Source organism: uncultured Microbacterium sp. (assembly GCF_963528945.1).
In the GTDB taxonomy this organism is placed as follows: Bacteria; Actinomycetota; Actinomycetes; order Actinomycetales; family Microbacteriaceae; genus Microbacterium.
In genome coordinates, this window is the sequence record NZ_CAURWX010000001.1 from 173,015 (window position 1) to 195,669 (window position 22,655).

Consider the following 22,655-nt stretch of genomic DNA (forward strand, 5'->3'; position numbering starts at 1 on the left):
CCGCGCACGACAGTGGCCCTCGGAGAGTACTCCGGGGGCCACGTCTGTGCCGTGGGAGAGGCGGAGGTCAGCCGCGCGGATGCACCGCGACGGGTTCGGGCGCGATCGCGATGCGCACGCGGTCGCCGAAGGCCGGGTGGATGCCGGGGGCGTGCTGCACACGCACGAGGTCGCCCGACTCCGTGCGCACGAGCGTGCGGCGCATGCTGCCGAGGAACGTGCTCTCCTCGACCAGAGCGTCGGTCGCGGCATCCGCCTCCGAGGCGAAGCGCACGTTCTCGGGGCGCAGGTAGACGTCGACCGGGCCGTCCGCGGGCGTCTGCAGCGGCAGCCGTTGGCCCCACACGACGACGTGGTCGCCGTCGGCCACACCGGGCACCACGCTCGACAGACCCACGAACGCGGCCACCCCGGCCGTCGACGGAGACGTGTACAGCTGCTCGGGCGAGCCGATCTGCTCGATGCGCCCCGCGTTCATGACGGCGATCCGGTCGGAGACGGCGAGGGCCTCCTCCTGATCGTGCGTGACGAACACCGTCGTGATGCCCAGCCGCAGCTGCAGGCGGCGGATCTCGTCGCGCAGCTGCACGCGCACCTTGGCATCGAGTGCCGACAGCGGCTCGTCGAGGAGCAGCACCTTCGGCTCGGTGACGAGCGCGCGGGCAAGGGCCACGCGCTGCTGCTGGCCGCCGGAGAGCTGATGCGGGAAGCGGTCGGCGAAGTCGGCCAGACCCACGAGCGCGAGGGCGTCGGTCGCGCGCTTCGCGGCCTCCCGCGCGGCCACGCCCCGCCGCCGGAGCCCGAACGCGGTGTTGTCGGCGACGCGCAGGTGCGGGAACAGCGAGTACGACTGGAAGACCATGCCGATGTCGCGCTTGTTCGTCGGCACGCGGGAGACGTCGTGACCGCCGAGCAGCACGGCGCCCTCGTCGGCGCCCTCGAGACCGGCGAGCACCCGCAGCAGTGTGGTCTTGCCGCATCCGGAGGGCCCGAGGAGCGAGACGAACTCGCCCGGCGCGATGTCGAGGTCGACGCCGTGCAGCACCCGTGTTCCGCTGTAGCTCTTCACGATGCGCTGCAGCTGCACCCGCGTGCCGTCGCCCGCCTCGGCGAGCAGCACGTTGTCCTTCGTTCGGGGGAGGGCGTGGTCGATGGTCATGAGCGGGCCTTTCGGGTGCCGCGGGCGGCGCGGCCGATGAGGAGGAGCAGGAGGAAGACGAACGCGAGGGCGAGCAGGGTGAAGATCGCCGGCGCGTACGGGTCCTGCTTCTGGACGACGACCATCGCGGTCTGGAACACCTGCTTGTTGAGCAGCGAGGCGATCGTGAACTCGCCCAGCACGACGGCGATGGAGATCAGCGACGCGGCGAGCAGGCCCTGTCGCAGGTTGGGTGCGAGCACCTGCAGCACGACCGTCGGCCAGCTCGCCCCGAGGGACCGCGCGGCCTCGGAGAGCGTGCGCAGGTCGGCGGCGTCGATGGAGGCCTGGATCGAGCGGTAGGCGAACGGCAGCACCGTAATGCCATAGGCGAACGCGAGGGTCCAGGTGCCCGTGCCGATGCTGCGACCGATCTGCAGGTAGATGGGCGCGAGACCGACGACGAGCACGATCGCCGGGATGGAGATGGGCAGCAGCACCGCGAACTCGAACGCGGGCCGCAGCCGCGGGAAGCGCAGGTTCACCAGGATCATCGTCGGTGCCAGCAGCAGCAGCACGATCGCGACGGTGACCGCGGCGAGGACGAGGGAGTTGCCGAGGCCCGTCCAGATCGGCTTGATCGCGGCCGATGCGGCGGGATCGAACAGCGCCACCCAGTGGTCGAACGACGGACCGCCGTCGAGGTCGCGCAACGTGTAGAGGAACGTCGAGACGAGCGGCAGGGCGAAGAACAGACCGACGACGATGCCGATGACCCATCGGGTGGCGCGAGACGGAGCGAGACGATTCACGACTGCCACCTCGCGGCCCGGCGCTGGATGAGCGAGTACAGCGCCATCACGATGCCGACGACGACGATCATGCCGAGGGCGAGTGCACCGGCGAGATTCTCGCGGCCCAGCACGGTCTCGCTCGTCAGCGCGGCACGGATCTGCAGCGGCACGATCTGGGAGCCCTGGCTGGCGAGCGCTGCGGCCGTCGCATACGACGAGAACGCGTTGGCGAACAGCAAGAGCAGGCTCGCGAGGAACGACGGGGCGAGCACGGGCAGGCCGATGCGCAGCCAGAAGCTCCCGCGGGTGCCGCCGAGCGTGAGGTTCGCCTCGGCCCACTGCGGCTTGAGCGCGGCGAGGGCGGGCATGAAGGTGATGACCATGAGCGGGATCTGGAAGTAGATGTAGGGCAGCACGAGACCGGCGAGCTCGTACAGCCAGGTGCCGTTCTCGTAGATGTTCACGCCGAACGTGTCGCGCAGGAGCGCGGTGAGCACGCCCTGGATACCGATCATCGCGATGAAGGCGAACGCGAGCATGACGCCGCCGAATTGGGCGAGCACCCCGGCCGCGGCATCCACCGTCTGCCGCACGACGCCGTCGGGGCTCAACCCGAGCAGGGCGTAGCAGACGAGGGCGCCGACGACCGCGCCGACGATGGCCGTCAGCAGCGACAGCCAGGCGGAGTTCGCGAAGGTGTTCAGCACGACGGGATCGCCGAGTGCTGCCACGTTCGTCCAGGTGAACGAGCCGTCCTGGGTGAAGAAGCCCGAGCCGATCGCGAGGAACGTCGGCACCGCGAGGAACAGCACGACGTACGCCGCGAAGGGCACCAGTCCCAGCCCGGCCCACGACGGCGCGGACCGCCGGGCCCGCGCGGTGGGCGCGGACCCGGCGGGGGTGACGGGGGCGGATGCCGGAGCATCCGCCCCCGTGTCGACGAGCGTGGTCACTGGACCGCCGCTGCCCACTTCTCGCCGAGCAGGGTGCCGGCGTTCTCGGACTGCTCCTCGGTCGGGACGACCGTCTCCTCGGGGACCTCGGGCAGAGCCGCGGCCAGGTCGGCATCGATCGTGCCGGCCTCGGTCATGGCCTCCATGCGCGCAGGCCGGGCGCCGCCCTTGAGCCACAGGTTCTGCACCTCGTCGCTGTAGAGGAACTCCTGCCACAGGCGCGCCGCCGCGGGGTGCGGCGCGTCGATGTTGATGGCCTGGTTGTAGTAGCCCGCGTATCCGGTGCCGTCGAGCACGACGACCTCCCAGTCGGGGTTGTCGGCCGTGTGTGAGGCGTTCAGGTAGTCCCAGTCGAAGACGACGGGCGTCTCACCGCTCGCGACGGTCGCCGTCGTGACGTCGACCTTGAGCATGTTGCCGGCCTTCTGCAGCTCCGAGAAGAAGTCGATGCCGGGCTGGAAGTCGTCGAGCGTGCCTTCCGACTGCACGGTTGCGAGACCCACGGCGGCGAAGGCCGCGCCGGCCTGCGTCGGGTCGCCGTTGATCGCCACGGCGCCCTTGTAGTCGGCCGAGAGCAGGTCGGCGAGATCGGCAGGGGCGTCGTACTTCGACGAGTCGTAGCCGATCGACATGTACCCGCCGTAGTCACCGACGAAGAGGCCGGTCGGCTCCTTGAGGGCGTCGGGGATCTCGTCCCACGTCTGCACCTGGTACGGGGCGAAGCTGTCGGTGTTCTGCAGGGCCACCGTGAGGCCCAGGTCGAACACGTCGGGGGCGGTGTCGAGGCCCTTGTTGGTCTCGGCGGCCTGGATCTCCTCGGCGCTCGACACGTCGGGCGATGCCTCGTTGATCGTGATCTCGGGGTACTTCTCGGCGAACAGGTCGAGGATCTCGCCGTAGTTGGCCCAGTCGCGGGGAAGGGCGATGACGTTGAGCTGGCCCTCGGCCCGGGCGGCGGCCTCGAGGTCGGCGAACGAGCCGAAGTCCTCGACGGAGGTCGCGGTGGCGGCGTCGGTCGAGCCCTCGGCTCCGTCGGTCGCGTCAGCCGCGCCGGAGCAGGCCGTGAGCGCCAGGGCGGCGGTGGTGACCAGTGCGATACCGGCGCCGATGCGCGCGCGGCGGGTGAAGCGTGCCATGAGTGTCCTCTCGGTGTCCGGCGGTGCGCCGGTTCGGGTTGCGAGAGGAACATATGGGCCGCGGATGACCGCAGGGAGCGAGCGCGGTGAACGACAGGTGACCGAGTGGTGGCGCGTCCGAGCAAGGGTCGCGAGATCGACGTGCTCCGGCGGCTCAGCGCGGCGCGACCGTCAGCTTGAAGCCGCGGTGCGACCCCGCGTAGCCGAGACGCTCGTAGAACCGGTGCGCATCGGTGCGCGCGGCGTCGGAGGTGAGCTGCACGATCGTGGCGCCGAGCGCCGGTGCGGCCTCGTCGGCGACCCAGCGCATGACCGACGAGCCGATGCCGGACGACCGCAGGGTGCTGCGCACGCGCACGGCCTCGACGAGCAGCCGCCGCGCTCCGCGGCGCGCCATCCCGGGGATCGAGGTGAGCTGCAGAGTGCCGACGACGTCGCCGTCGAGCTCGACCACCAGCAGGTCGTTCGACGGGTCCTCGAGGATCTGCCGCGCCGCCGACGCATACGCGTCGCGGTCGCCGTCCGATGCGACGTCGCCGCGGGCGGCGCTGATCGGATCGTCGGAGAGCAGCGTGATCACGGCATCCGTGTCGTGCGCGGTCGCGCGGCGCAGCACGGCACCGCCCAGACGCGAGTCGAACGGATGCGGCAGGGGCAGGGCGGCGAGCATCCGCCCAGTCTGCCAGGGGGAACCGTCGGTCAGCGGATGCCGGGCGTCGGCCCCGCGTCTGGAATCATGGGCGAGTGGATATCGGCGCCGTGCTCGGGCTCGAGCAGCTCACCTGGGCGACGCTCGTGCTCGTCGTCATCGCCGCGTTCGCGGCCGGCTGGATCGACGCCGTGGTCGGCGGGGGAGGGCTTCTGCAGCTTCCCGCCCTGCTGCTCATCCCCGGCATCGCGCCGATCCAGGCGCTCGCCACGAACAAGCTCGCCTCGGTCTTCGGCACCGCCACCAGCAGCGTCACCTACTACCGACGGGCGAAACCCGACATCCGCACGGCGATCCCCATGGCGCTCATCGCGCTCGCCGGGTCGTTCGGCGGTGCCGCCGTGGCGACGCTGCTGCCCGCCGCCGCCTTCAAGCCGATCATCGTCGTGGCCCTGCTCGCCGTGGCACTCTTCACCGCGCTGCGTCCGCAGATGGGCGCCGCCACCCGACTGCGCTTCCAGGGGCACCGGCACCACGTCATGGCCGGCGCCGCGGGGCTCGTCATCGGGTTCTACGACGGCATGATCGGACCGGGCACGGGGACGTTCCTCGTCATCGCGCTCGTCGCCCTGCTCGGCTACGACTTCCTGCAGGCGAGCGCCAAGGCGAAGATCGTGAACCTCGCGACGAACGCCGGGGCGCTGCTGCTCTTCATCCCGCACGGGTCGGTGCTGTGGCTGCTCGGCGGCATCCTCGCGATCGCCAACGTGGCGGGGAGCTATCTGGGTTCGCGCATGGCGATCTCGCGCGGCACCCGATTCATCCGCGTCGTCTTCCTCGTCGTGGTCGTGGCGCTCATCGCGAAGCTCGGCGTCGACGTGTGGAACGAGAATCTGGCCCCGGCTCTGGGACTGGTGCACTGACACCGGATGCACGAGGGCCCCGTGCGAGCGGGGTGCTCGCACGGGGCCCTCGAGGCGGCGTCAGGCCTCGTCGTCGGGGGTGAAGTCCACCCCGGCCTCGGCCCGCTGCTCCGGGGTGATCGGGGCGGGCGCGGCGGTCAGCGGGTCGTACCCGTTGCCCGACTTCGGGAAGGCGATGACCTCGCGGATCGACTCGGTCTTCGTGAGGTGCTGCAGCACGCGGTCCATGCCCAGCGCGATGCCGCCGTGGGGCGGGGCGCCGAACTTGAACGCGTCGAGCAGGAAGCCGAACTGCTCCTGCGCGAACTCGTCGCTGATGCCCATGACCTCGAACACGCGCTTCTGCACGTCTTCGCGGTGGATGCGGATCGAACCGCCGCCGAGCTCCGAGCCGTTGCAGACGATGTCGTACGCGTAGGCGAGCGCCGAGCCGGGGTCGGTATCGAAGGTGTCCTCGAACTCCGGCTTCGGTCCGGTGAAGGCGTGGTGCACGGCGGTCCAGGCGCCGGCGCCGACGGCCACGTCGCCCGAGGCCACGGCATCCGCCGCCGGCTCGAACATCGGCGCATCGACGACCCAGGTGAACGCGAACTCGTCGGGGTTCAGGTAGCCGAGGCGGCGTCCGATCTCGACGCGCGCGGCGCCGAGGAGCGCACGGCTCTCCTTGGTCGAACCCGCGGCGAAGAACACGCAGTCGCCGGGCTCGGCACCGGTGAGGCCGGCGAGGCCCGCCTGCTCGGCCTCGGACAGGTTCTTCGCGGCGGGGCCGCCGAGCGTCCCGTCCTCGTTGAAGAGCACGTAGGCCAGACCGCGGGCGCCGCGCTGCTTGGCCCAGTCCTGCCAGGCGTCGAGCTGCTTGCGCGGCTGGCTCGCGCCGCCGGGCATGCGCACAGCGCCGACGTACTCGGCCTGGAACACGCGGAACGGCGTCTCGGCGAAGTACTCGGTCGCCTCGACCAGCTCGAGCCCGAAGCGCAGGTCGGGCTTGTCGGAGCCGTACTTCGCCATGGCGTCGGCGTACGTGATGCGCGGCAGCGGGGTCTGCACCTCGACGCCGATCGTCTTCCACATGGCGACGACGAGCGTCTCCATCAGTGCGATGACGTCTTCCTGGTCGACGAAGCTCATCTCGATGTCGAGCTGCGTGAACTCCGGCTGACGGTCGGCGCGGAAGTCCTCATCGCGATAGCAGCGGGCGATCTGGTAGTACTTCTCGACGCCGCCGACCATGAGCAGCTGCTTGAACAGCTGCGGCGACTGGGGGAGCGCGTACCAGCTGCCCGGATGCAGGCGCGCGGGCACGACGAAGTCGCGGGCACCCTCGGGGGTCGAGCGGGTGAGGGTCGGAGTCTCGACCTCGGTGAAGCCGTCGCCGTGCAGCACGTCGCGCACGGCCTTGTACACGTCGGAGCGCAGACGCAGGGCGGAGGCTGCGACCGGGCGACGCAGATCGAGGTAGCGGTACTTGAGACGCGCCTCCTCGCCGATGTTCTCGGTCTCGGCCAGCGCGGTCGACACCTGGAAGGGGAGCGCCGCCGACTCGTTCAGCACCTCGACGTCGGTCGCGATGAGCTCGATCTCGCCGGTCGGCAGGTTCGGGTTCTCGTTGCCGTCGGGGCGGCGCGAGACGTCGCCGGTCACCTTCAGCACGAACTCGTTGCGCAGCGGATGCGCGATCTCCTCGTCGCGGATGACCACCTGGGCGATGCCCAGGGCATCCCGAAGATCGATGAACGCGACCCCTCCGTGATCACGACGGCGATCCACCCACCCGGCGAGGGTGACGGTCTGACCGATGTGCTCGGCTCGCAGGGAGCCGGCCGAATGGGTGCGAAGCACGGAGTTTTCCTCCTGATCTGGGGGATGGTGAACCCGCCCAGTCTACGCGGGCGCAGCCCGGTGCCACGCGGTCGGGGGTGCGGCGCTCGAGGTCAGTAGGGTGGCAGGGAACGGAAGGCGCATCCATGAACCTCGCTCTCGTCCCGGCCGCCGACGTGCCGGTCGTCCTGGGCTTCCGCGACGCCCGCTCTCGCAAGGCCTGACGTGACGGCATCGCGACTGCACCTCGTACGGCACGGCGAGGTCGACAACCCCACCCGCGTGCTGTACGGGCGCCTTCCGCACTTCCACCTCAGCGACGACGGGCAGCGCATGGCACGGGCCGCCGCCGAGCACGTCGCCTCGCTCGGGCGCGACGTCGAGGCTCTGCGGTGCTCGCCGCTCGAGCGCACGCAGGAGTCGGCGGCGCCCTTCGCCGAACGCTTCCGCCTCGAACCGGTGCTCGACGAGCGGGTGATCGAGCCGGCGAACGTCTTCGAGGGCACGCGCATGAGCCGCTCGTTGCGCAACCCCTTCAACTGGTGGCACCTGCGGCAGCCGTCCCTGCCGAGCTGGGGCGAACCGTACACATCGATCGCCGACCGGATGCTCGGTGCGATGAACGACCTCTGGCACGGCACCGAGGCCGGCGACGCCGTGATCGTCTCGCACCAGGCGCCCATCTGGATCACGCACCTGTCGGTCGCGGGTCTGCCGCTGCGCCACGATCCGCGCACCCGGCGCTGCGCCCTGTCGAGCGTGACGTCGTTCGAGCGCGTCGGCGACGTGTGGCGCGAGGTCGAGTACGCCGAGCCGGCGTCCACCGGCGGCGCGATCGACGTCGGCGCCGTCTGACGGCCGCGCCGTCGCCCGCTTCGGCGCCCCGGCATCCGGCCGACCCATAGGAAGCTCGGCGTAAACTCATCACCGTGCCACTCGCCTCGAGGACGTTCCCGATCCGCGGCAGCCGGCCCTCCCGCATCCGCCGCTCTCGGCGTGCGATCGGAGCCGCGCTCGCCGCGGTGCTCGCCGTCGGCCTGACCGCCTGCGCCCCGGATGCCGTGAGCGAGTCGTTCCTGAACGGGGAGAACACCGGCTACGTCGCCGCCGACGGTGCGATCACCGAGATCCCGGTCGCCGAGCGCGGGGAGCCCGTGGAGTTCGCGGGAGTGAACGAAGACGGTGAGGCCTTCGACAGCGCCGACATCGCCGGCCAGGTCACGGTCGTGAACTTCTGGTACGCCGGGTGCGCGCCGTGCCGCGTCGAGGCGGCCGACCTCGAGTCCGTCTGGCAGGAGTACAGCGACCAGGGGGTGTCGTTCATCGGCATCAACACCCGCGACCAGGCCGACACCGCGGAGGCGTTCTCGAACGAATTCGACATCACCTACCCGAGCCTGATCGACGTCGACACCGCCCAGGCGAAGCTCGCGTTCGCCGAGGCCACGCCCATCCAAGCCACGCCGACCACGCTCGTGCTCGACAAGCAGGGTCGCGTCGCCGCCCGCATCATCGGGCCCATCGACGGCACCTCGATCCTGTCCACGCTCGTCAAGGACGCGCTCGCGGAGACCCCGTGAACCCCGAAGCGATCATCGGATCGGGGGCGCTGTGGCTGGCGATCCCCGTGGCCATGCTCGCCGGGCTCATCTCCTTCCTCTCGCCGTGTGTTCTCCCGCTCGTGCCCGGCTACCTCGGCTTCCTCGGCGGATCGGTCACGCCGCGGTCCGCGTCCGGCGAGGGTGCGGGGTCAACGGTCGCTCCGAGGCGGGCGCGCACGGTGCTCGGCGTGCTCCTGTTCATCCTCGGGTTCAGCGCCGTGTTCGTCGCGATCACCGCGTTCGGGGGAGTGGCGAGCATTTTCCTCATCCAGTGGGGCGACCTCGTCACGCGCATCCTCGGCGCGGTCATCGTGCTGATGGGTCTGGTGTTCCTCGGACTGTTCGGCTTCGCGCAGCGCGAGCTGCGCTTCCACGTCGACGCGAAGTACGGCATGATCGGGGCGCCTCTGCTCGGCGTCGCCCTCGGCATCGGGTGGGCGCCGTGCCTCGGGCCGACCCTCAGCGCCATCTTCGCCCTGTCGTTCAACGCCGGCGACCCGGTGCGTGCCGGCTTCCTCGGTCTCGCCTACTCGCTGGGCCTCGGCATCCCCTTCCTGCTCGTCGCGCTCGGCTTCGGCTGGGCGGCGACGACGATCGGCTTCCTGCGCCGCCACATCCGCGTGGTGAACATCATCGGCGGTGTGCTGCTGATCCTGCTCGGCGTCCTCATGCTCACCGGGCTGTGGACCGACCTCATGTCGCGCCTGACGGCGGTGATGAGCAGTGTCATCCTCCCGCTCTGACCGCCTCGCGGCGCAGGGCTCCTCGGACCCGGCGCGGCGCACCCCCGACCAGATCCCCGACCGGAAGAACCAGGACGACGTGAGCGACACCCAGACCAGGTCGAGCGATCCGCTGCGGCCGTCCGACCACGTCGACGGCGACGAGGCGATCAGCCAGCCGCGTCTGGGCTTCGTCGGCTGGCTGCGGTGGGGCTGGCGTCAGCTCACGTCGATGCGCACCGCGCTCATCCTGCTGCTCGTGCTCGCCGTCGCCGCGATCCCCGGCTCGATCTTCCCGCAGCGCATGGCCGACCCGAACGGCGTCACGCAGTGGCAGCGCGACAACCCCGATCTGTTCCCGATCCTCGACGGCCTCAAGCTGTTCGACGTCTACCTCTCGCCGTGGTTCTCGGCGATCTACCTCCTGCTGTTCACGTCGCTCGTGGGCTGCGTGATCCCGCGCATCCGCCACCACGCCAAGGCGCTGCGGGCCCGCCCCCCGCGCACCCCCGCGCGTCTGCAGCGCCTCGACGACTTCCGCGCGGCGACGCGCGACGTCTCGGAACAGGCGGATGCCGAGGCGGCGGCCGCAGCATCGATCGACGTCGCCCAGAAGCAGCTGAAGGCCCTCGGGTACCGCGTCGAGCGCTACGACCGCGGCCGCACCTTCTCGGTGTCGGCCGAGCGAGGCTACTGGCGCGAGACCGGCAACCTGCTCTTCCACCTCGCCCTCGTCGGCGTGCTCGTCACGGTCGGCGTCGGCGGCGGCTTCGCGTACACCGGGCAGCGCGTGCTCGTCGAGGGGGAGACCTTCGCGAACACGCTCGTCGACTACGACTCGATGAACCGCGGCCGCTTCGTGAGCGACGACGCCCTGGCCCCGTACTCGATGCGCCTCGACTCGTTCGACGTCACCTACCAGCCGTTCAACGAGCCCGGCTCCGGCCAGGCGGGGGACTTCTCGGCGAACGTCACCGTGAGCGAGGACGGCGCCGAGCGCACCGGGGCGGTGAAGGTCAACGAGCCCCTCGCGGTGGCCGACGACGACGTGTTCCTGCTCGGCAACGGTTACGCGCCGACCATCACCGTGCGCAACGCCGACGGCGATGTCGTGTTCACGAACAGCGTGCCGTTCCTGCCGCAGGACAACGCGATGACCTCCCTCGGGGTGGTGAAGATCACCGACGGCCTGCCCGAGCAGCTCGGACTGCGCGGCTTCTTCTACCCGACGACCGGCGTGCTCGAGAGCGGCGCCTTCTTCTCGGCCTACCCCGACCTGACCAACCCCACGCTCACGCTCGACGTGTTCGCCGGCGACCTCGGTATCAACGACGGTGTGCCCCGGTCGGTGTACGTGCTCGACACGACCGACCTCACCCAGCTCACCGGCCGAGCCATCGGCAAGGAATCGATCGAGCTGGCGCCCGGCGAGACCGCCGACCTGCCGAACGGCATGGGCACGGTCACCTTCGAGGATGAATCGCCCGAGGGGGCGACGGATGCCTCGCAGTCGGTGAAGCGCTTCGCCTCGCTGCAGATCCACCGCGACGAGTCGGGCGTATGGGTGCTGGCGTTCGCGCTGCTCGCCCTCGGCGGCCTCATGCTCGCGCTGTTCGTGCCGCGCCGCCGCATGTGGGTGAAGGCGACGGCCGACGGTTCCGCCGTGTCGCTGGAATACGCGGGTCTGGCGCGCGGCGAGGACCCGACCATCGCGATCGCCCTCGACGACCTCGTCTCCGGTCACGAACGCCTGCTCGACGCCGACGGCCGCACCGTCGCCCGTGCGACGGACGAGACCGAGACCGACTCCGTGGATGCCGACCCGGCCGCATCCGGAACCCCGAAAGTAGACTGACATCATGCTCGATCTCGAAGTGATCTCGCCCGTCCTGCTGTGGACGGCGATCGCGATCTACGCCGGCGCGTTCATCGCCTTCGCTTTCGATCTCGCCCGCCGTTCGCAGCTCTCCGCCGACGCCAAGGTGGCGGCCGAGAAGGAACTCGTCGGGGCGGGTGTGCGCGGGTCGTCCGTGCCGGTCGCCACCGGAGAGTCCGCTGCGACGACGGCTCCGCGGTTCGTGATGGGGCGCATCGGCACGTCGCTCACCGTGCTCGGCTTCATCTTCCATCTCGGAGCCACGCTCACGCGCGGGTTCGCGGCCGGACGTGTGCCGTGGGCGAACCTGTACGAGTTCGCGATGATCGGCACGCTCCTCATCGTCGCCGTCTACCTCGTCGTGCTCGTCAAGGTCGACCTGCGCTTCCTCGGCACCTTCATCACCGGTCTGGTGGTCGTGCTGCTCGGACTCGCCGCCACCAACTTCTACGTCGACGTGTCGCCGCTCATGGATCCGCTCAAGAGCGTGTGGCTCGTCATCCACGTGTTCGTCGCCTCGCTCGGCACCGCGTTCTTCGCCCTGGCCTTCGCGCTGTCGGTCATCCAGCTCATGCAGTCGCGCCGCGAGCGGCTCGTGCGCGAGGGGGCCGAGAAGACCGGCCCCGGGTTCCTCCGCACCTTCCCCGGCTCGGAGCGCCTCGAGAGCATGGCGTACCGCTTCACGATCATCGGGTTCATTCTGTGGACCTTCACCCTCATCGCCGGATCGATCTGGGCGTACTACGCGTGGAGCCGCTTCTGGGGCTTCGACGTCAAGGAGACCTGGACCTTCGTGATCTGGGTGCTGTACGCGGGCTACATCCACGCGCGGGCGACCCGCGGCTGGCGGGGCAACCCGTCGGCATGGCTCGCGATCGTCGGCTTCTCGGCGGTGCTGTTCAACTTCACCATCGTGAACGTGTTCTTCAAGGGCCTGCACGCCTACTCCGGCTTGTCCTGAGCATCCGTCCTCCGACGCCCCGTCCCTCTCCCGAGGGGCGGGGCGTCGTCGTCTCCCCGTGGGTGAAAACGGAGACGAGATGCTGTGACAGCGGTGTGTCGGACGGGGACACGCCGGCCCGAACCCAGAACCTCTCCGTTTTCGGGGGTCGGAGAGGGGCGTCGGGTCAGGCGGGGAGGGCCCGGGGTGAGGTGGTGCGGCGCAGGGTCACGGCGAGGGTGGTGGCGAGGAGCGACAGAACCGCCCAGACCACGAGCGCCGTGATGGCCGAGCCGTTCGCGGCGATCAGGCCGGCGAACGCGGGGGCGGTCGGCAGTGCGGCGCCGAGGGACGCGAGCCAGCCGGGAACCGTCGAGATCAGTCCGGTCGCCACCGCCAGCACGCCCACGAGCGCACCGATCCACCGGCCGACGCCGCCCAGCACCGACACGAGCGCCTGATGCACGGCCGCGAACGCCACGCCCGTCAGCACGGCCGTCCCGGCGAACGCCCACCACGCGCCGGCCTCGTACGAGGCGACGAACTGCACGATGATCGACAGCAGCACGCCCTGCACGGCACCGATCAGAGCCGCCGGCCAGAACCCGCGCAGCGTGAGGCCGAGCGAGGTGCGCCGTGACGTGAGGGTGCGCGCGGTGTGCGCCCGCAGCACGAGGAAGGTCGCCAACGACCCGAACCACAGCACCGCGGCCGTGAGCAGCGGGATCGCGGTGGGGCCGAAGAGCGAGTCCATCGACGAATCGGTCTCGACGGGGTCGGCGATCACCGAGGCGAGAGACGCCGACTCGGTGTCGCTGAACGAGGGCAGCGCATCGGATGCCTGTCGCAGGCCGCCCGCGAGGTCGCCGGTGCCCGTGGCGAGCGTGTCAAGGCCGGTGGCGAGGTCGGTCGCGCCCGTCGCGAGCTCGGTGGCCCCCGACGACAGCTGACCGGCACCGGTGGCGAGGGCCCGTGCGCCCGCCGCTGACTGGTCGACGCCGTCGGTGGCGAGTTGCGAGAGGCCGCTCGCGATCTGCTGGGCGCCCGTGCCCGCGTCGCTGAGGCTCGTGGCGAGGCTGGTCGCGGCTGTGGGGAGACCGGCTGCGACGGGGCCGAGGTAGGCGGCAGCGGTGCCCGTGGATGTCGCCGCGGTGCCGGCCTGCCCGGCGGCCTCGGCGAGGTCGGTGCAGAACTCGGCGGATGCTCCCGACGCCGCGCAGCTCTGGGCGAGTGTGCCGATCGACACGGCCGCGGTCTGCGTGTCGGCCGAGGCCGCCGTCAGGTACGGGGCGCCGGTGGTCGCCGCGCCGACGAGCTTCGCGAAGTCGCCGTTCGGATCGGTGAGCGCCGTCGAACCCGCGGTGAGACCCGCGCCGAGCGTCGACGCGCCCGTCGACAGCTGCCGCGTGGTGGCGGCGATGGTGTCGAGGCCGGTGGCGAGCGTGGTCGCGCCGGTGCCGAGCTCGGTCGCCCCGGTCGCGAGCTGCGTGGCGCCGTCGGGGATCGCCGTCGCTCCGTCGGCCGCGCTGCGTGCCCCCTCGGCCAGCTCCAGCGCGCCGTCGGCGGCATCGCCGATCTGGTCGCCGATCGTCGTGAAACCGACGAGGATGTTCTCGGTCGTCGCCTGCGACAGGGTCGTGCCCAGGTTCGATGCCGCGACGTCGGCGATCTGTCCGGTGATGAGGTCGTCGGCGACGAGTCCGTCGTCGGGGGTCGACACCTCGATGGTCGCCTTCTCGGCGTCGCCGCCTCCCTCGGAGATCGCGGTGCCCGCCGACGTCGCCGCGGCCGAGAAGTTCTCGGGGATCGTGATGACCGCCTGGTAGTCGCCGTCCTTGAGACCCTCGGCGGCGTCGTCCTCGTTCGAGATGACCCAGGTGAGGTTCGAGTCGAGCTCGTCGGAGCCCTCGACCAGCCCGGCGGCGAGCTGCCGACCCAGCGGGGCCGTCTGCCCGTCGATCTCGACCGGTTCGTCGAGGTTGACGATCGCGGCGGTCATCGAGTCGAGTCGCTCGGTCGGGTTGTACAGCGACGACACGAGGATGCCGCCGATCGCAGCCGGGAGCAGCAGGATGCCGAGGATCGTGAGCCAGGTGATGGGGCGGCGCGAGCGGGCGCGCTCGAGGGGGAGGGTCATGCGGTCACCTCGGAGTCTTCGGTCGCCCGGATCGGGGCGGTGATGTCGAGAAGGGCGGGGTCCGACCACCCGGCGGCGGTGAGCGCCGCGCGGGCGGCGCCCGGGTCGGATGCCGTGGCGAGCACAGCCAGGGTGCGAGACGATGCCGCGTCGCGGAGCAGGGCGGTGGCCTGATCGAGCCGGCTGCCGGTGAGACGGTCGATCCCGTCGATGACGACGACCTCCGACCGTCCGCGCAACGCCTCGACGAGATCGTCGAGCGGGGCATCCGATCCGTCGACGAGCACGCACCCGACATGGGCCCGCACCCATGCCGCCCGGCCGGGCAGCAGGTGGCCGGCGACGCGCAGCGAACCGTGTTCGGCCGGCACCCGTCCGGCGATCGCGAGCGCGAGGGCGCGCCGTGCGCCGGCGTCTCCACCGGTGGCGACGAGTGCGCTCCCCGGGGGCACCCGCAGCGAGAGGCCGGCCAGCAGGGGGTCGTCGCCGTCGATCGCGAGGGAGTCGGCGGCGATCACGGAGCCGTCTCCGGGCCAGGAGGCGAGCCGGCGTTCGCGCTCCACGGCCTCGCCCTCGATGTCGACGTGCGGCAGGATGCGCTGCAGCCAGCCGGGGAGACTCCAGGCCCGCTCGCCGAGGATCGCCATGAGCGCGGGGATCAGCGTCATCCGCACGAGGAAGGCGTCGATCGCGATGCCGGCCGCGAGGCCCAGCGCGATCGGCTTGAGGGAGGAGTCGCCCTCGGGCACGAAGGCGACGAACACGGCGAACATGATCAGCCCGGCTGCGGTGACGACCTTCGCCGACCCGGTGAAGCCGCTGCGCACGGCGCGCACGGCGGTCGCGCGGCGCTCGGAGCGGGAGGCCGACCTCGAGTCGGGGTCGTGCACGAAGTCCTCCCGCATGCGGGAGACGAGGAACACCTGGTAGTCCATGGCGAGCCCGAACAGCACGCCCATCAGCACGATCGGCATGAAGCTGATGATCGGTCCGACCTTGGCGACGTGCAGCAGGTCGGCGAACCAGCCCCATTCGAACACGGCGCCCACGATGCCGAACGCGGCCACGATCGACAGCAGGTAGCCGAGGGCGGCGGTGACCGGCACCCAGATCGAGCGGAACACGATGGTGAGGAGGATGAGCGAGAGACCGATCACGAAGATGCCGAACGGCACGAGCGCTCGGCCGAGCTGGTCGGAGATGTCGATGGCGACCGCCGTGAAGCCGGTCACCTTCAGGTCGATCCCGAACTCGTCGAGCCACTCGTCGTGGTGGGAGCGCAGCTCGCGCACGAGATCGGCGGTGGCCGGGTCGTCCGGCGCGGTCTCGGGAACGATCTGCACGATGCCGGTGTCGGCGGTCTCGTTGGGGGTCGCGAGGGCGACCTCCTTCACCCCGTCGATCCGCTCGACGGCGGCGCCGAGGTCTTCCATGAGGCCGAGCGGGTCGGTGGAGGTGATGATCGTGCCGGTGAGGATCAGCGGCCCGTTGAACCCGGGTCCGAACTCCTCGCCGACGATGTCGTAGCTCTGGCGGGCCTCGGAGTCTTTCGGCAGCACGCCGGCGTTGGGCAGGGCGAGATCGAGGCTGAGGGCGGGCACCGCGACGATGCCGAGCCCGAGCACGACCGCGATCGAGACCACGACGGGATGCCGGGTGACCCCGCCGACCCACCGCTCGCTGAACGGGCGACGGGGCGCGACCGTCGATCGACCCGTGCGTGCACGCGGTGCGCGGCGGGGGCGGCCGACGATCCTGCCCTTGAGGAATCCGAGCACGGCCGGGGTCAAGGTGACGGCGATCATGACGGCGATGGCGACGGCGACGGATGCGGCGATCCCCATGGTGGTCAGGAACGGGATGCCCGCGAACCCGAGTCCGATGAGGGCGATGAGCACGGTGACGCCCGCGAACACCACCGCCGAGCCGGCCGTGCCGACGGCGCGCGAGGCGGACTCCTCCGGGTCGACCCCGTCGCGCACCTGGTCCTGGTGCCTGGCCATGATGAAGAGCGCGTAGTCGATGCCCACCGCGAGGCCCAGCATGAGCGCCAGCAGGGGAGTGGTCGACGAGACGGTGGCGAAAGCGGTGGCGGCGAAGATGCCGGCCATCGAGATGCCGACGCCGAGCACCGCGGTGAGGAGCGGGAGGCCCGCGACGACGAACGACCGGAACGTGACGACGAGCACCAGGAGGGCGATGAGCAGGCCCACCGCCTCGGTGAGCGTGACCCCGGGGACCGAAGCCGCGAAGAGGTCCCCGCCGAGCGCCGTGACGGCGCCGTCGGGAAGCTCGGCGGCGAGGTCGTCGACCGCCGCGTTCAGCTCGTCCTTCGTCTCGGCCGACACGTCGGTGGACTGCCCGTCGAATTGCAGCCGCACGATGGCGGCCGTCTCGTCGTCGTTCACCATGCCGCTGACGTTCTCGTCGAACGGCGAGGTCGCGGCGAGCACGCCGTCGAGGTCGCCCAGGCCGTCGACCGCATCCTCGATATCTTCGCGATAGGTCTCGTCGGTGACCCGGTCGCCGTCGGCGGCGACCACGACGAACTGGGCGTTCGTGCCGCTCACCTGGGGGAACGACCGCGAGAGCTGCTCGAGGCCGGCCTGCGACTCGGTGCCGGGGATCGAGAAGGTGTTGTCGGTTCCGGCGCCGAGCACGAGCGCGCCCGAACCGGCGAGCGCGAGCACGATCAGCCAGGAGGCGAGCACACGCCAGGGGTGCCGGAACGACCAGCGTCCGAGCGACGACAGGAGAGTGGACACGCGATTCCTCCGCAGGGTCGTGTACTGGATACACAGCTGTATTCAATACATAGATGTATCGTAAGTTCCCTCGCATTCGGAAATCTGTGTGCGGGGTGTGAGAATCGATGTTCGCGAGCACAGGAGGTCTCGATGTCGATGCCGGCAACCCGGAGTCGCGAGAACACGCGCGCCCGTCTGATCGAGGCGGCCGCCCAGGTCTTCGCCGAGGCCGGTCTCGACGGCGCTTCGGTCGAAGCCGTCTGCGAGCGCGCGGGCTTCACGCGAGGCGCGTTCTACTCCAACTTCGAGTCGAAGGACGAGCTCTTCCTCATGCTCGCAGCGAGCGTCGCCCAGCGACGGGTCGACGCGGTGCGCGAGCGCGTCGCCGAGATCACCGCCGAGGGGGGACTCGCGCCCGGCTGCGACCCCACCGACCTGCTGCAGAAGGTGATGGATTCCGGCAGCGACGACCGCGCGGGCGTGATGCTGATGAGCGAGATCCGCATCCGCGCGCTCCGCGATCCGTCGTTCGGCGCGGCCTATCTCGCGCAGGAGGGCGAGATGATCGGCAGCATCGCGCAGATCGTGGCGGACATCGTCGAGGCGGGCGGTCTGCGACTGCGCGTGCCGGCGGAGGTGGCCGGACGCATCCTCATGATCGTGTGGGAGGGCATGACCGTTCGCGGGGCGATGGCCGGGCAGGACGACGCCCAGCTGCGCCGCTCGGGGAGCGAGGAGCTGGGCCGCCTCGTCGACCTGCTGCTCGTCTAAGGGTCAGCGCTCGGCCAGCACGCGGTGGCACCGGGCGAGGCGGTCGAGCCACCACTCCCGGCGCTCGCGATCTGCGGCGAGGCGGTCGAGGGCTGCGGCATCCGGTACCACGCGTTCCACCGGGATCGCGCCGTCGCGGGGGCGCAGGTCGGCCACGTCGTCGGCGAACAGCGACGCGGTGCCGAGGCCGCAGTCGTAGTCGAGGGTGGGGAGGGCGGCTGCCAGTGCGGCACCCTGCGAGAGGCCGATCGCGGTGTCGAGCGCACTCGACACGACCGCAGGCAGCCCGGTCGCGGCGATGATCTGCAGGGCGTGCACGGCCCCGCCGAGGGGCTGGGCCTTCACCACGATCACGTCGGCGGCACCCGAACGAGCGACAGCGAGCGGGTCGTCGGATTTGCGGATGCTCTCGTCGGCGGCCACGGGGATGCCCAGGTAGCGCACGCGGGTGCGCAGCTCGGCGAGCTCGGCGACGGTCGCGCACGGCTGCTCGATGTACTCGAGGTCGAACTCGTTCAGCGCGTGCACGGCGTGCTCGGCCTCGTCGACGTTCCAGAGGCCGTTCGCGTCGACCCGGATGCGTCCCTCGGGGCCGAGGGCGTCGCGCACGGCCCGCACGCGGGCGACATCGTCGGCGAGCGTCTGCCCGCGCTCGGCGACCTTGACCTTCGCGGTGCGGCAGCCGGCGAAGCGCGCGAGCACGTCGGGCACCGCGGCGGCGTCGACGGCGGGCACGGTGGCGTTCACCCGGATGCGGTCGCGCAGCGGCGTCGGCTGCGCGGTCCAGGCGAAGTCGATCGCGGCGGCGAGCCAGGTGGCTGCCTCGGTGTCGCCGTACTCGACGAAGGGGGAGAACTCCGCCCACCCCCGGGGTCCTTCGAAGAGCAGCGCCTCGCGGGTGTCGATGCCGCGGAAGCGGGTGTGCAGGGGGAGGGCGACCACGCGCGCGCTCGCGACGATGTCCTGGAGGTCCGGCGTCATGCCCCCATCATGCCCCCGCGCCGGGGCCAGGCTTGTGATCCGACAATGTGTCATTGACAATGGTGTGTGACGCACAGTAATGTGATGGACATGAACGAGACGTTGGACACGCACCTGCAGGAGCTGCGGCGCGGCACCGTCGTGCTGGCCTGCCTCCAGCTGCTGCGCACGGCGGGATACGGCTATGGCCTGCTCGAAGAGCTCGAGGCGCGGGGGTTCTCCACCGACGCCAACACCCTCTACCCCCTCCTGCGGCGCCTCGAGAAGCAGGAGTACCTCACGAGCGAGTGGAACACCGACGAGGCTCGGCCCCGCAAGTTCTACCGCACCTCGGCCGCGGGCATCCGTCTGGCCGACACCCTGACCGAAGAATGGCGCGCCCTCACCACGGCGATCGCCGACCTCCCCGCAGAGGAGCATTGACATGACCGCCACCGGCCCCCTCATCGAACGCTACATCTCCGCCGTCATCCGCAGCCTGCCGCCGAGCGCGCAGCACGACGTGCGTACCGAGCTCGAAGGGTCGATCGTCGACGCGGTCGAGGCCCGACTCGACCAGGGCGACGATCGCACCGATGCCGAGCGCGCGGTGCTCACACAGCTCGGCGATCCCGGCATCCTCGCCGCCGGCTACGCCGAGCGCCCCCTGCACCTCGTGGGGCCGCGGTTCTACCTCGCCTGGTGGCGCCTGTTGAAGGTGCTGCTGCTGATCATCCCGATCTGCGCCATGGGTGGGGTCGCCCTGGGGCAGACGCTCGCCGGAGCGTCCGTGGGCGAGGTCATCGGCTCGGCGGTCGTCGCCGGTCTCGGCACGATCGTGCACGTGGCCTTCTGGGTGACGCTCGTGTTCGTCATCCTCGAACGCACTGGCAACGCGGCGGCTCTCCCCGCGTGGACGATCGACCAGCTGCCCGAGTCCGCCGATCGAGGGTCGGCCCGTGCCGACGTCATCGCCTCGCTGATCTTCCTCGTGCTCGCCGCCGGAGCCGTGTTCTGGGACGTGCTGCGCGGGTTCTTCCCCACCGACGGCGCCCCGATCCCGGTGCTGCACCCCGACCTCTGGCCGTGGGGTATCACGGTGCTGCTGGTGCTGATCGGTGCCGAGGCGCTGCTCGCCGTCGCCGTCTACGCCCGAGGTCGCTGGACGCGCACGCTCGCCGTCGTCAACACACTTCTCGCGGTGGCGTTCGCCGTGTGGGGGCTCGTGCTCCTGGCGCAGGGGCAGCTCGTCAACCCCGCATTCGTCGACGTGCTCGCGGGCGACGGCGGCCTCAGCGCCGACACGCTCCGCATCCTCGCGATCGTCACCGGGGCCGGCCTCGTCGCGTTCCCGGCGTGGGACATCGCCGACGGGTGGATCCGGACGCGCCGGGCCGGGCGGGAATAGGCTGGAGAGGTGACCAGCGCATCCGTCTCCGACCTGTTCGACCCGGCCGAATGGGTGCTCGCGCCCGGTGCTGAGGACTACACCGACATCACCGCGCACGTCTCGCGCGACGGCGGCGTCGCCCGCATCGCGTTCGACCGCCCCGAGGTGCGCAACGCGTTCCGGCCGCACACGGTCGACGAGCTCTACCGGGCCCTCGACATCGCGCGACAGGACTCCCGCATCGGCGCCGTGCTGCTCACCGGCAACGGGCCGAGTGCGAAGGACGGCGGGTGGGCGTTCTGCTCCGGCGGCGACCAGCGCATCCGGGGCCGCGACGGCTACAAGTACTCCGACACCGAGACGGCCGTCGTCAGCGGGGCGTCGCAGGCGGCCGTCGGCCGGTTGCACATCCTCGAGGTCCAGCGCCTCATCCGCTTCATGCCCAAGGTCGTCATCGCGGTGGTGCCCGGGTGGGCGGCCGGCGGCGGACACTCGCTGCACGTGGTCTGCGACCTGACGATCGCGAGTGCCGAGCACGGCCGCTTCAAGCAGACGGATGCCGACGTCGGCAGCTTCGACGCCGGGTACGGCTCGGCCTACATGGCGCGCCAGACGGGCCAGAAGTTCGCCCGCGAGGTGTTCTTCCTCGCCGAGGAGTACTCGGCGCAGCGCGCATACGAGATGGGGGCGGTGAACCGCGTCGTGCCGCACGACGATCTCGAGCGCGAGGCGCTGACGATGGCGCGCACGGTGCTCACCAAGTCGCCCACGGCGATCCGCATGCTCAAGTTCGCCTTCAACGCGGTCGACGACGGACTCGTCGGCCAGCAGGTGTTCGCGGGCGAGGCGACGCGTCTCGCGTACGGCACCGACGAGGCCGTGGAGGGGCGCGACTCGTTCCTCGAGAAGCGCGACCCCGACTGGTCGTCGTTTCCCTGGCATTACTGAGGCCCGCCGATGACCGCGCTGATCCCCGTCGAGGCCGATGATCCGGTGCCGCTGGGTCTCGCCCTGCGACGTGCGCTCGACGGGGGGCCGGCGCTCGGATTCGGCATGCTCGCCGACGTGCCCCCGCGGGTGCCCGCGGGTACCGCGGTGGTGATCGCCACGTCGGGGTCGAGCGGTATCCCGAAGCGGGTCGCGATCAGCGGCGAGGCGCTGCGGGCCAGCGCCGACGCCACGGCCACCCGCATCGGTGCCGGGCGGTGGCTGCTCGCGCTGCCCACCGGGTACGTCGCCGGCCTGCAGGTGCTCGTCCGATCGATCCTCGCGCGCACCGAGCCGGTGATGCTCGAGGGGCGCTTCACCCCCGTGTCGTTCGCCGAGGCGACGCTGTCGATGCTGCGGCACGGCGATGAGGCGCTGTACACCTCGCTGGTCCCCGCGCAGGTGGCGACGCTGCTCGACGCCGCAGACGACGTCGCCGTGCGGGCGGCGCTGCAGGCGTACCGGGCGGTTCTCGTGGGAGGGCAGGCGCTCCCAGAGCCCCTGCGCGAGCGGGCGGCCGACCTCGGGGTGCGTCTGGTGCGCACCTACGGCTCCACCGAGACGAGCGGCGGATGCGTGTACGACGGTGTGCCCCTCGACACGGTCTCGGTGCGCGCGGTCGACGGCGAGTTGCGCATCGCCGGGCCCCAGCTGGCCGACGGCTACCTCGGCGACGACGCGCTCACCGATCGGGTGTTCGTGCGCGACGAGCACGGCATCCGCTGGTACCGCACCGGCGACCTCGGGCTCGTCGACGAGGGCGTCGTGCGCGTGCACGGGCGCGCCGACAACGTCATCGTCTCGGGCGGCGTCAACGTCTCGCTCGACCGCGTCGAGCGTCTCGTACGGCAGATCCCCGGGCTGCATCAGGCGGTCGTGGTCGGTGTGCCCGATGACCGGTGGGGCGAGGCATCCGTCATCGTCGCGCCGCGCGGAGAGGTGCTGCGCCGCACGGAGGCAGATCAGCTGGAGCAGGCGCGCGAGGCCGTCGCGGCGGGCATCGGCAAGGCGGCGCGACCGTCGCGGCTCGTGCTCGTCGACGAGATCGCCACCCTCTCCTCGGGCAAGCCCGATCGGGAGGCCATCCGCCGTCTGGCCTCCGAACGGCACTGA

20 protein-coding genes are annotated in these 22,655 nt (G+C 71.0%); 11 read left to right on the forward strand and 9 right to left on the reverse strand.

Going from position 1 to position 22,655, the window contains the following annotated elements:
* Positions 1 to 67: 67 nt before the first annotated feature.
* The 5 genes from RWS82_RS00740 to RWS82_RS00760 all read right to left on the reverse strand — a co-directional run bounded on the left by RWS82_RS00740 (position 68) and on the right by RWS82_RS00760 (position 4,691).
* Positions 68 to 1,159: an ABC transporter ATP-binding protein gene (locus RWS82_RS00740; RefSeq protein ID WP_314645843.1), complete on the reverse strand. Its 1,092-nt coding sequence runs from the start codon at positions 1,157 to 1,159 to the stop codon at positions 68 to 70.
* Positions 1,156 to 1,950, reverse strand: coding sequence for an ABC transporter permease subunit (locus tag RWS82_RS00745; RefSeq protein ID WP_314645844.1), 795 nt, complete (start codon positions 1,948 to 1,950; stop codon positions 1,156 to 1,158). Before RWS82_RS00745 ends, RWS82_RS00740 begins: the two co-directional genes overlap by 4 nt.
* Positions 1,947 to 2,903 carry an ABC transporter permease gene (locus RWS82_RS00750; protein ID WP_400190048.1) on the reverse strand — a complete coding sequence of 319 codons (957 nt, stop codon included), beginning with the start codon at positions 2,901 to 2,903 and terminating at the stop codon, positions 1,947 to 1,949. Before RWS82_RS00750 ends, RWS82_RS00745 begins: the two co-directional genes overlap by 4 nt.
* Positions 2,882 to 4,021 carry an ABC transporter substrate-binding protein gene (locus tag RWS82_RS00755; RefSeq protein WP_314645850.1) on the reverse strand — a complete coding sequence of 380 codons (1,140 nt, stop codon included), beginning with the start codon at positions 4,019 to 4,021 and terminating at the stop codon, positions 2,882 to 2,884. The genes RWS82_RS00750 and RWS82_RS00755 overlap by 22 nt, the downstream gene beginning before the upstream one ends.
* Before the next feature lie 154 nt (positions 4,022 to 4,175).
* Complete coding sequence (locus RWS82_RS00760; RefSeq protein ID WP_314645853.1) at positions 4,176 to 4,691, reverse strand: GNAT family N-acetyltransferase; 516 nt, start codon at positions 4,689 to 4,691, stop codon at positions 4,176 to 4,178.
* A gap of 74 nt (positions 4,692 to 4,765) precedes the next feature.
* Between RWS82_RS00760 and RWS82_RS00765 the strand changes: the two genes are divergently transcribed.
* Positions 4,766 to 5,593: a TSUP family transporter gene (locus RWS82_RS00765; protein WP_314645855.1), complete on the forward strand. Its 828-nt coding sequence runs from the start codon at positions 4,766 to 4,768 to the stop codon at positions 5,591 to 5,593.
* 60 nt (positions 5,594 to 5,653) lie between these two features.
* Here RWS82_RS00765 and aspS read toward each other — a convergent pair whose 3' ends face one another.
* A complete protein-coding gene (aspS, locus tag RWS82_RS00770) occupies positions 5,654 to 7,432 on the reverse strand; it encodes an aspartate--tRNA ligase (protein ID WP_314645858.1) in 1,779 nt (592 codons plus the stop codon).
* Positions 7,433 to 7,636: 204 nt separating this feature from the next.
* On the opposite strand from aspS, the gene RWS82_RS00775 reads away from it, so the two are divergent.
* From RWS82_RS00775 to ccsB, 5 genes are all read left to right on the forward strand, one after another.
* Positions 7,637 to 8,266 carry a histidine phosphatase family protein gene (locus RWS82_RS00775; RefSeq protein ID WP_314645861.1) on the forward strand — a complete coding sequence of 210 codons (630 nt, stop codon included), beginning with the start codon at positions 7,637 to 7,639 and terminating at the stop codon, positions 8,264 to 8,266.
* 74 nt (positions 8,267 to 8,340) lie between these two features.
* Positions 8,341 to 8,991 (forward strand): TlpA disulfide reductase family protein, encoded by a 651-nt coding sequence (locus tag RWS82_RS00780; RefSeq protein ID WP_314645864.1) that lies wholly within the window; start codon positions 8,341 to 8,343, stop codon positions 8,989 to 8,991.
* Positions 8,988 to 9,755, forward strand: a complete 768-nt coding sequence (locus tag RWS82_RS00785; protein WP_314645867.1) for a cytochrome c biogenesis CcdA family protein — start codon at positions 8,988 to 8,990, stop codon at positions 9,753 to 9,755. The genes RWS82_RS00780 and RWS82_RS00785 overlap by 4 nt, the downstream gene beginning before the upstream one ends.
* 79 nt (positions 9,756 to 9,834) lie before the next feature.
* The gene (locus RWS82_RS00790) at positions 9,835 to 11,589 is read left to right on the forward strand and encodes a cytochrome c biogenesis protein ResB (protein ID WP_314645868.1); all 1,755 of its coding nucleotides are present in this window, start codon (positions 9,835 to 9,837) and stop codon (positions 11,587 to 11,589) included.
* Positions 11,590 to 11,593: 4 nt separating this feature from the next.
* On the forward strand, positions 11,594 to 12,571 hold the full coding sequence (ccsB, locus tag RWS82_RS00795) for a c-type cytochrome biogenesis protein CcsB (RefSeq protein ID WP_314645871.1): 978 nt from the start codon (positions 11,594 to 11,596) through the stop codon (positions 12,569 to 12,571).
* 166 nt (positions 12,572 to 12,737) lie between these two features.
* On the opposite strand, the gene RWS82_RS00800 is transcribed toward ccsB, so the two are convergent.
* Together RWS82_RS00800 and RWS82_RS00805 are read right to left on the reverse strand one after the other, a co-directional pair.
* A complete protein-coding gene (locus RWS82_RS00800) occupies positions 12,738 to 14,687 on the reverse strand; it encodes a YhgE/Pip family protein (RefSeq protein WP_314645874.1) in 1,950 nt (649 codons plus the stop codon).
* Positions 14,684 to 17,452, reverse strand: a complete 2,769-nt coding sequence (locus tag RWS82_RS00805; RefSeq protein ID WP_314645875.1) for an MMPL family transporter — start codon at positions 17,450 to 17,452, stop codon at positions 14,684 to 14,686. The genes RWS82_RS00800 and RWS82_RS00805 overlap by 4 nt, the downstream gene beginning before the upstream one ends.
* Before the next feature lie 132 nt (positions 17,453 to 17,584).
* On the opposite strand from RWS82_RS00805, the gene RWS82_RS00810 reads away from it, so the two are divergent.
* On the forward strand, positions 17,585 to 18,205 hold the full coding sequence (locus tag RWS82_RS00810) for a TetR/AcrR family transcriptional regulator (RefSeq protein ID WP_314645876.1): 621 nt from the start codon (positions 17,585 to 17,587) through the stop codon (positions 18,203 to 18,205).
* Positions 18,206 to 18,208: 3 nt separating this feature from the next.
* Here RWS82_RS00810 and RWS82_RS00815 read toward each other — a convergent pair whose 3' ends face one another.
* Complete coding sequence (locus RWS82_RS00815; protein WP_314645877.1) at positions 18,209 to 19,186, reverse strand: o-succinylbenzoate synthase; 978 nt, start codon at positions 19,184 to 19,186, stop codon at positions 18,209 to 18,211.
* Positions 19,187 to 19,276: 90 nt separating this feature from the next.
* On the opposite strand from RWS82_RS00815, the gene RWS82_RS00820 reads away from it, so the two are divergent.
* From RWS82_RS00820 to RWS82_RS00835, 4 genes are read left to right on the forward strand one after another with little or no spacing between them, the layout of a single operon-like run.
* Positions 19,277 to 19,609: a helix-turn-helix transcriptional regulator gene (locus tag RWS82_RS00820; RefSeq protein ID WP_314645880.1), complete on the forward strand. Its 333-nt coding sequence runs from the start codon at positions 19,277 to 19,279 to the stop codon at positions 19,607 to 19,609.
* A gap of 1 nt (position 19,610) precedes the next feature.
* Positions 19,611 to 20,573, forward strand: a complete 963-nt coding sequence (locus tag RWS82_RS00825) for a permease prefix domain 1-containing protein (RefSeq protein ID WP_314645883.1) — start codon at positions 19,611 to 19,613, stop codon at positions 20,571 to 20,573.
* 9 nt (positions 20,574 to 20,582) lie between these two features.
* The gene (locus tag RWS82_RS00830) at positions 20,583 to 21,503 is read left to right on the forward strand and encodes a 1,4-dihydroxy-2-naphthoyl-CoA synthase (RefSeq protein WP_314645886.1); all 921 of its coding nucleotides are present in this window, start codon (positions 20,583 to 20,585) and stop codon (positions 21,501 to 21,503) included.
* Between the two features lie 9 nt (positions 21,504 to 21,512).
* Positions 21,513 to 22,655 (forward strand): AMP-binding protein, encoded by a 1,143-nt coding sequence (locus RWS82_RS00835; RefSeq protein ID WP_314645889.1) that lies wholly within the window; start codon positions 21,513 to 21,515, stop codon positions 22,653 to 22,655.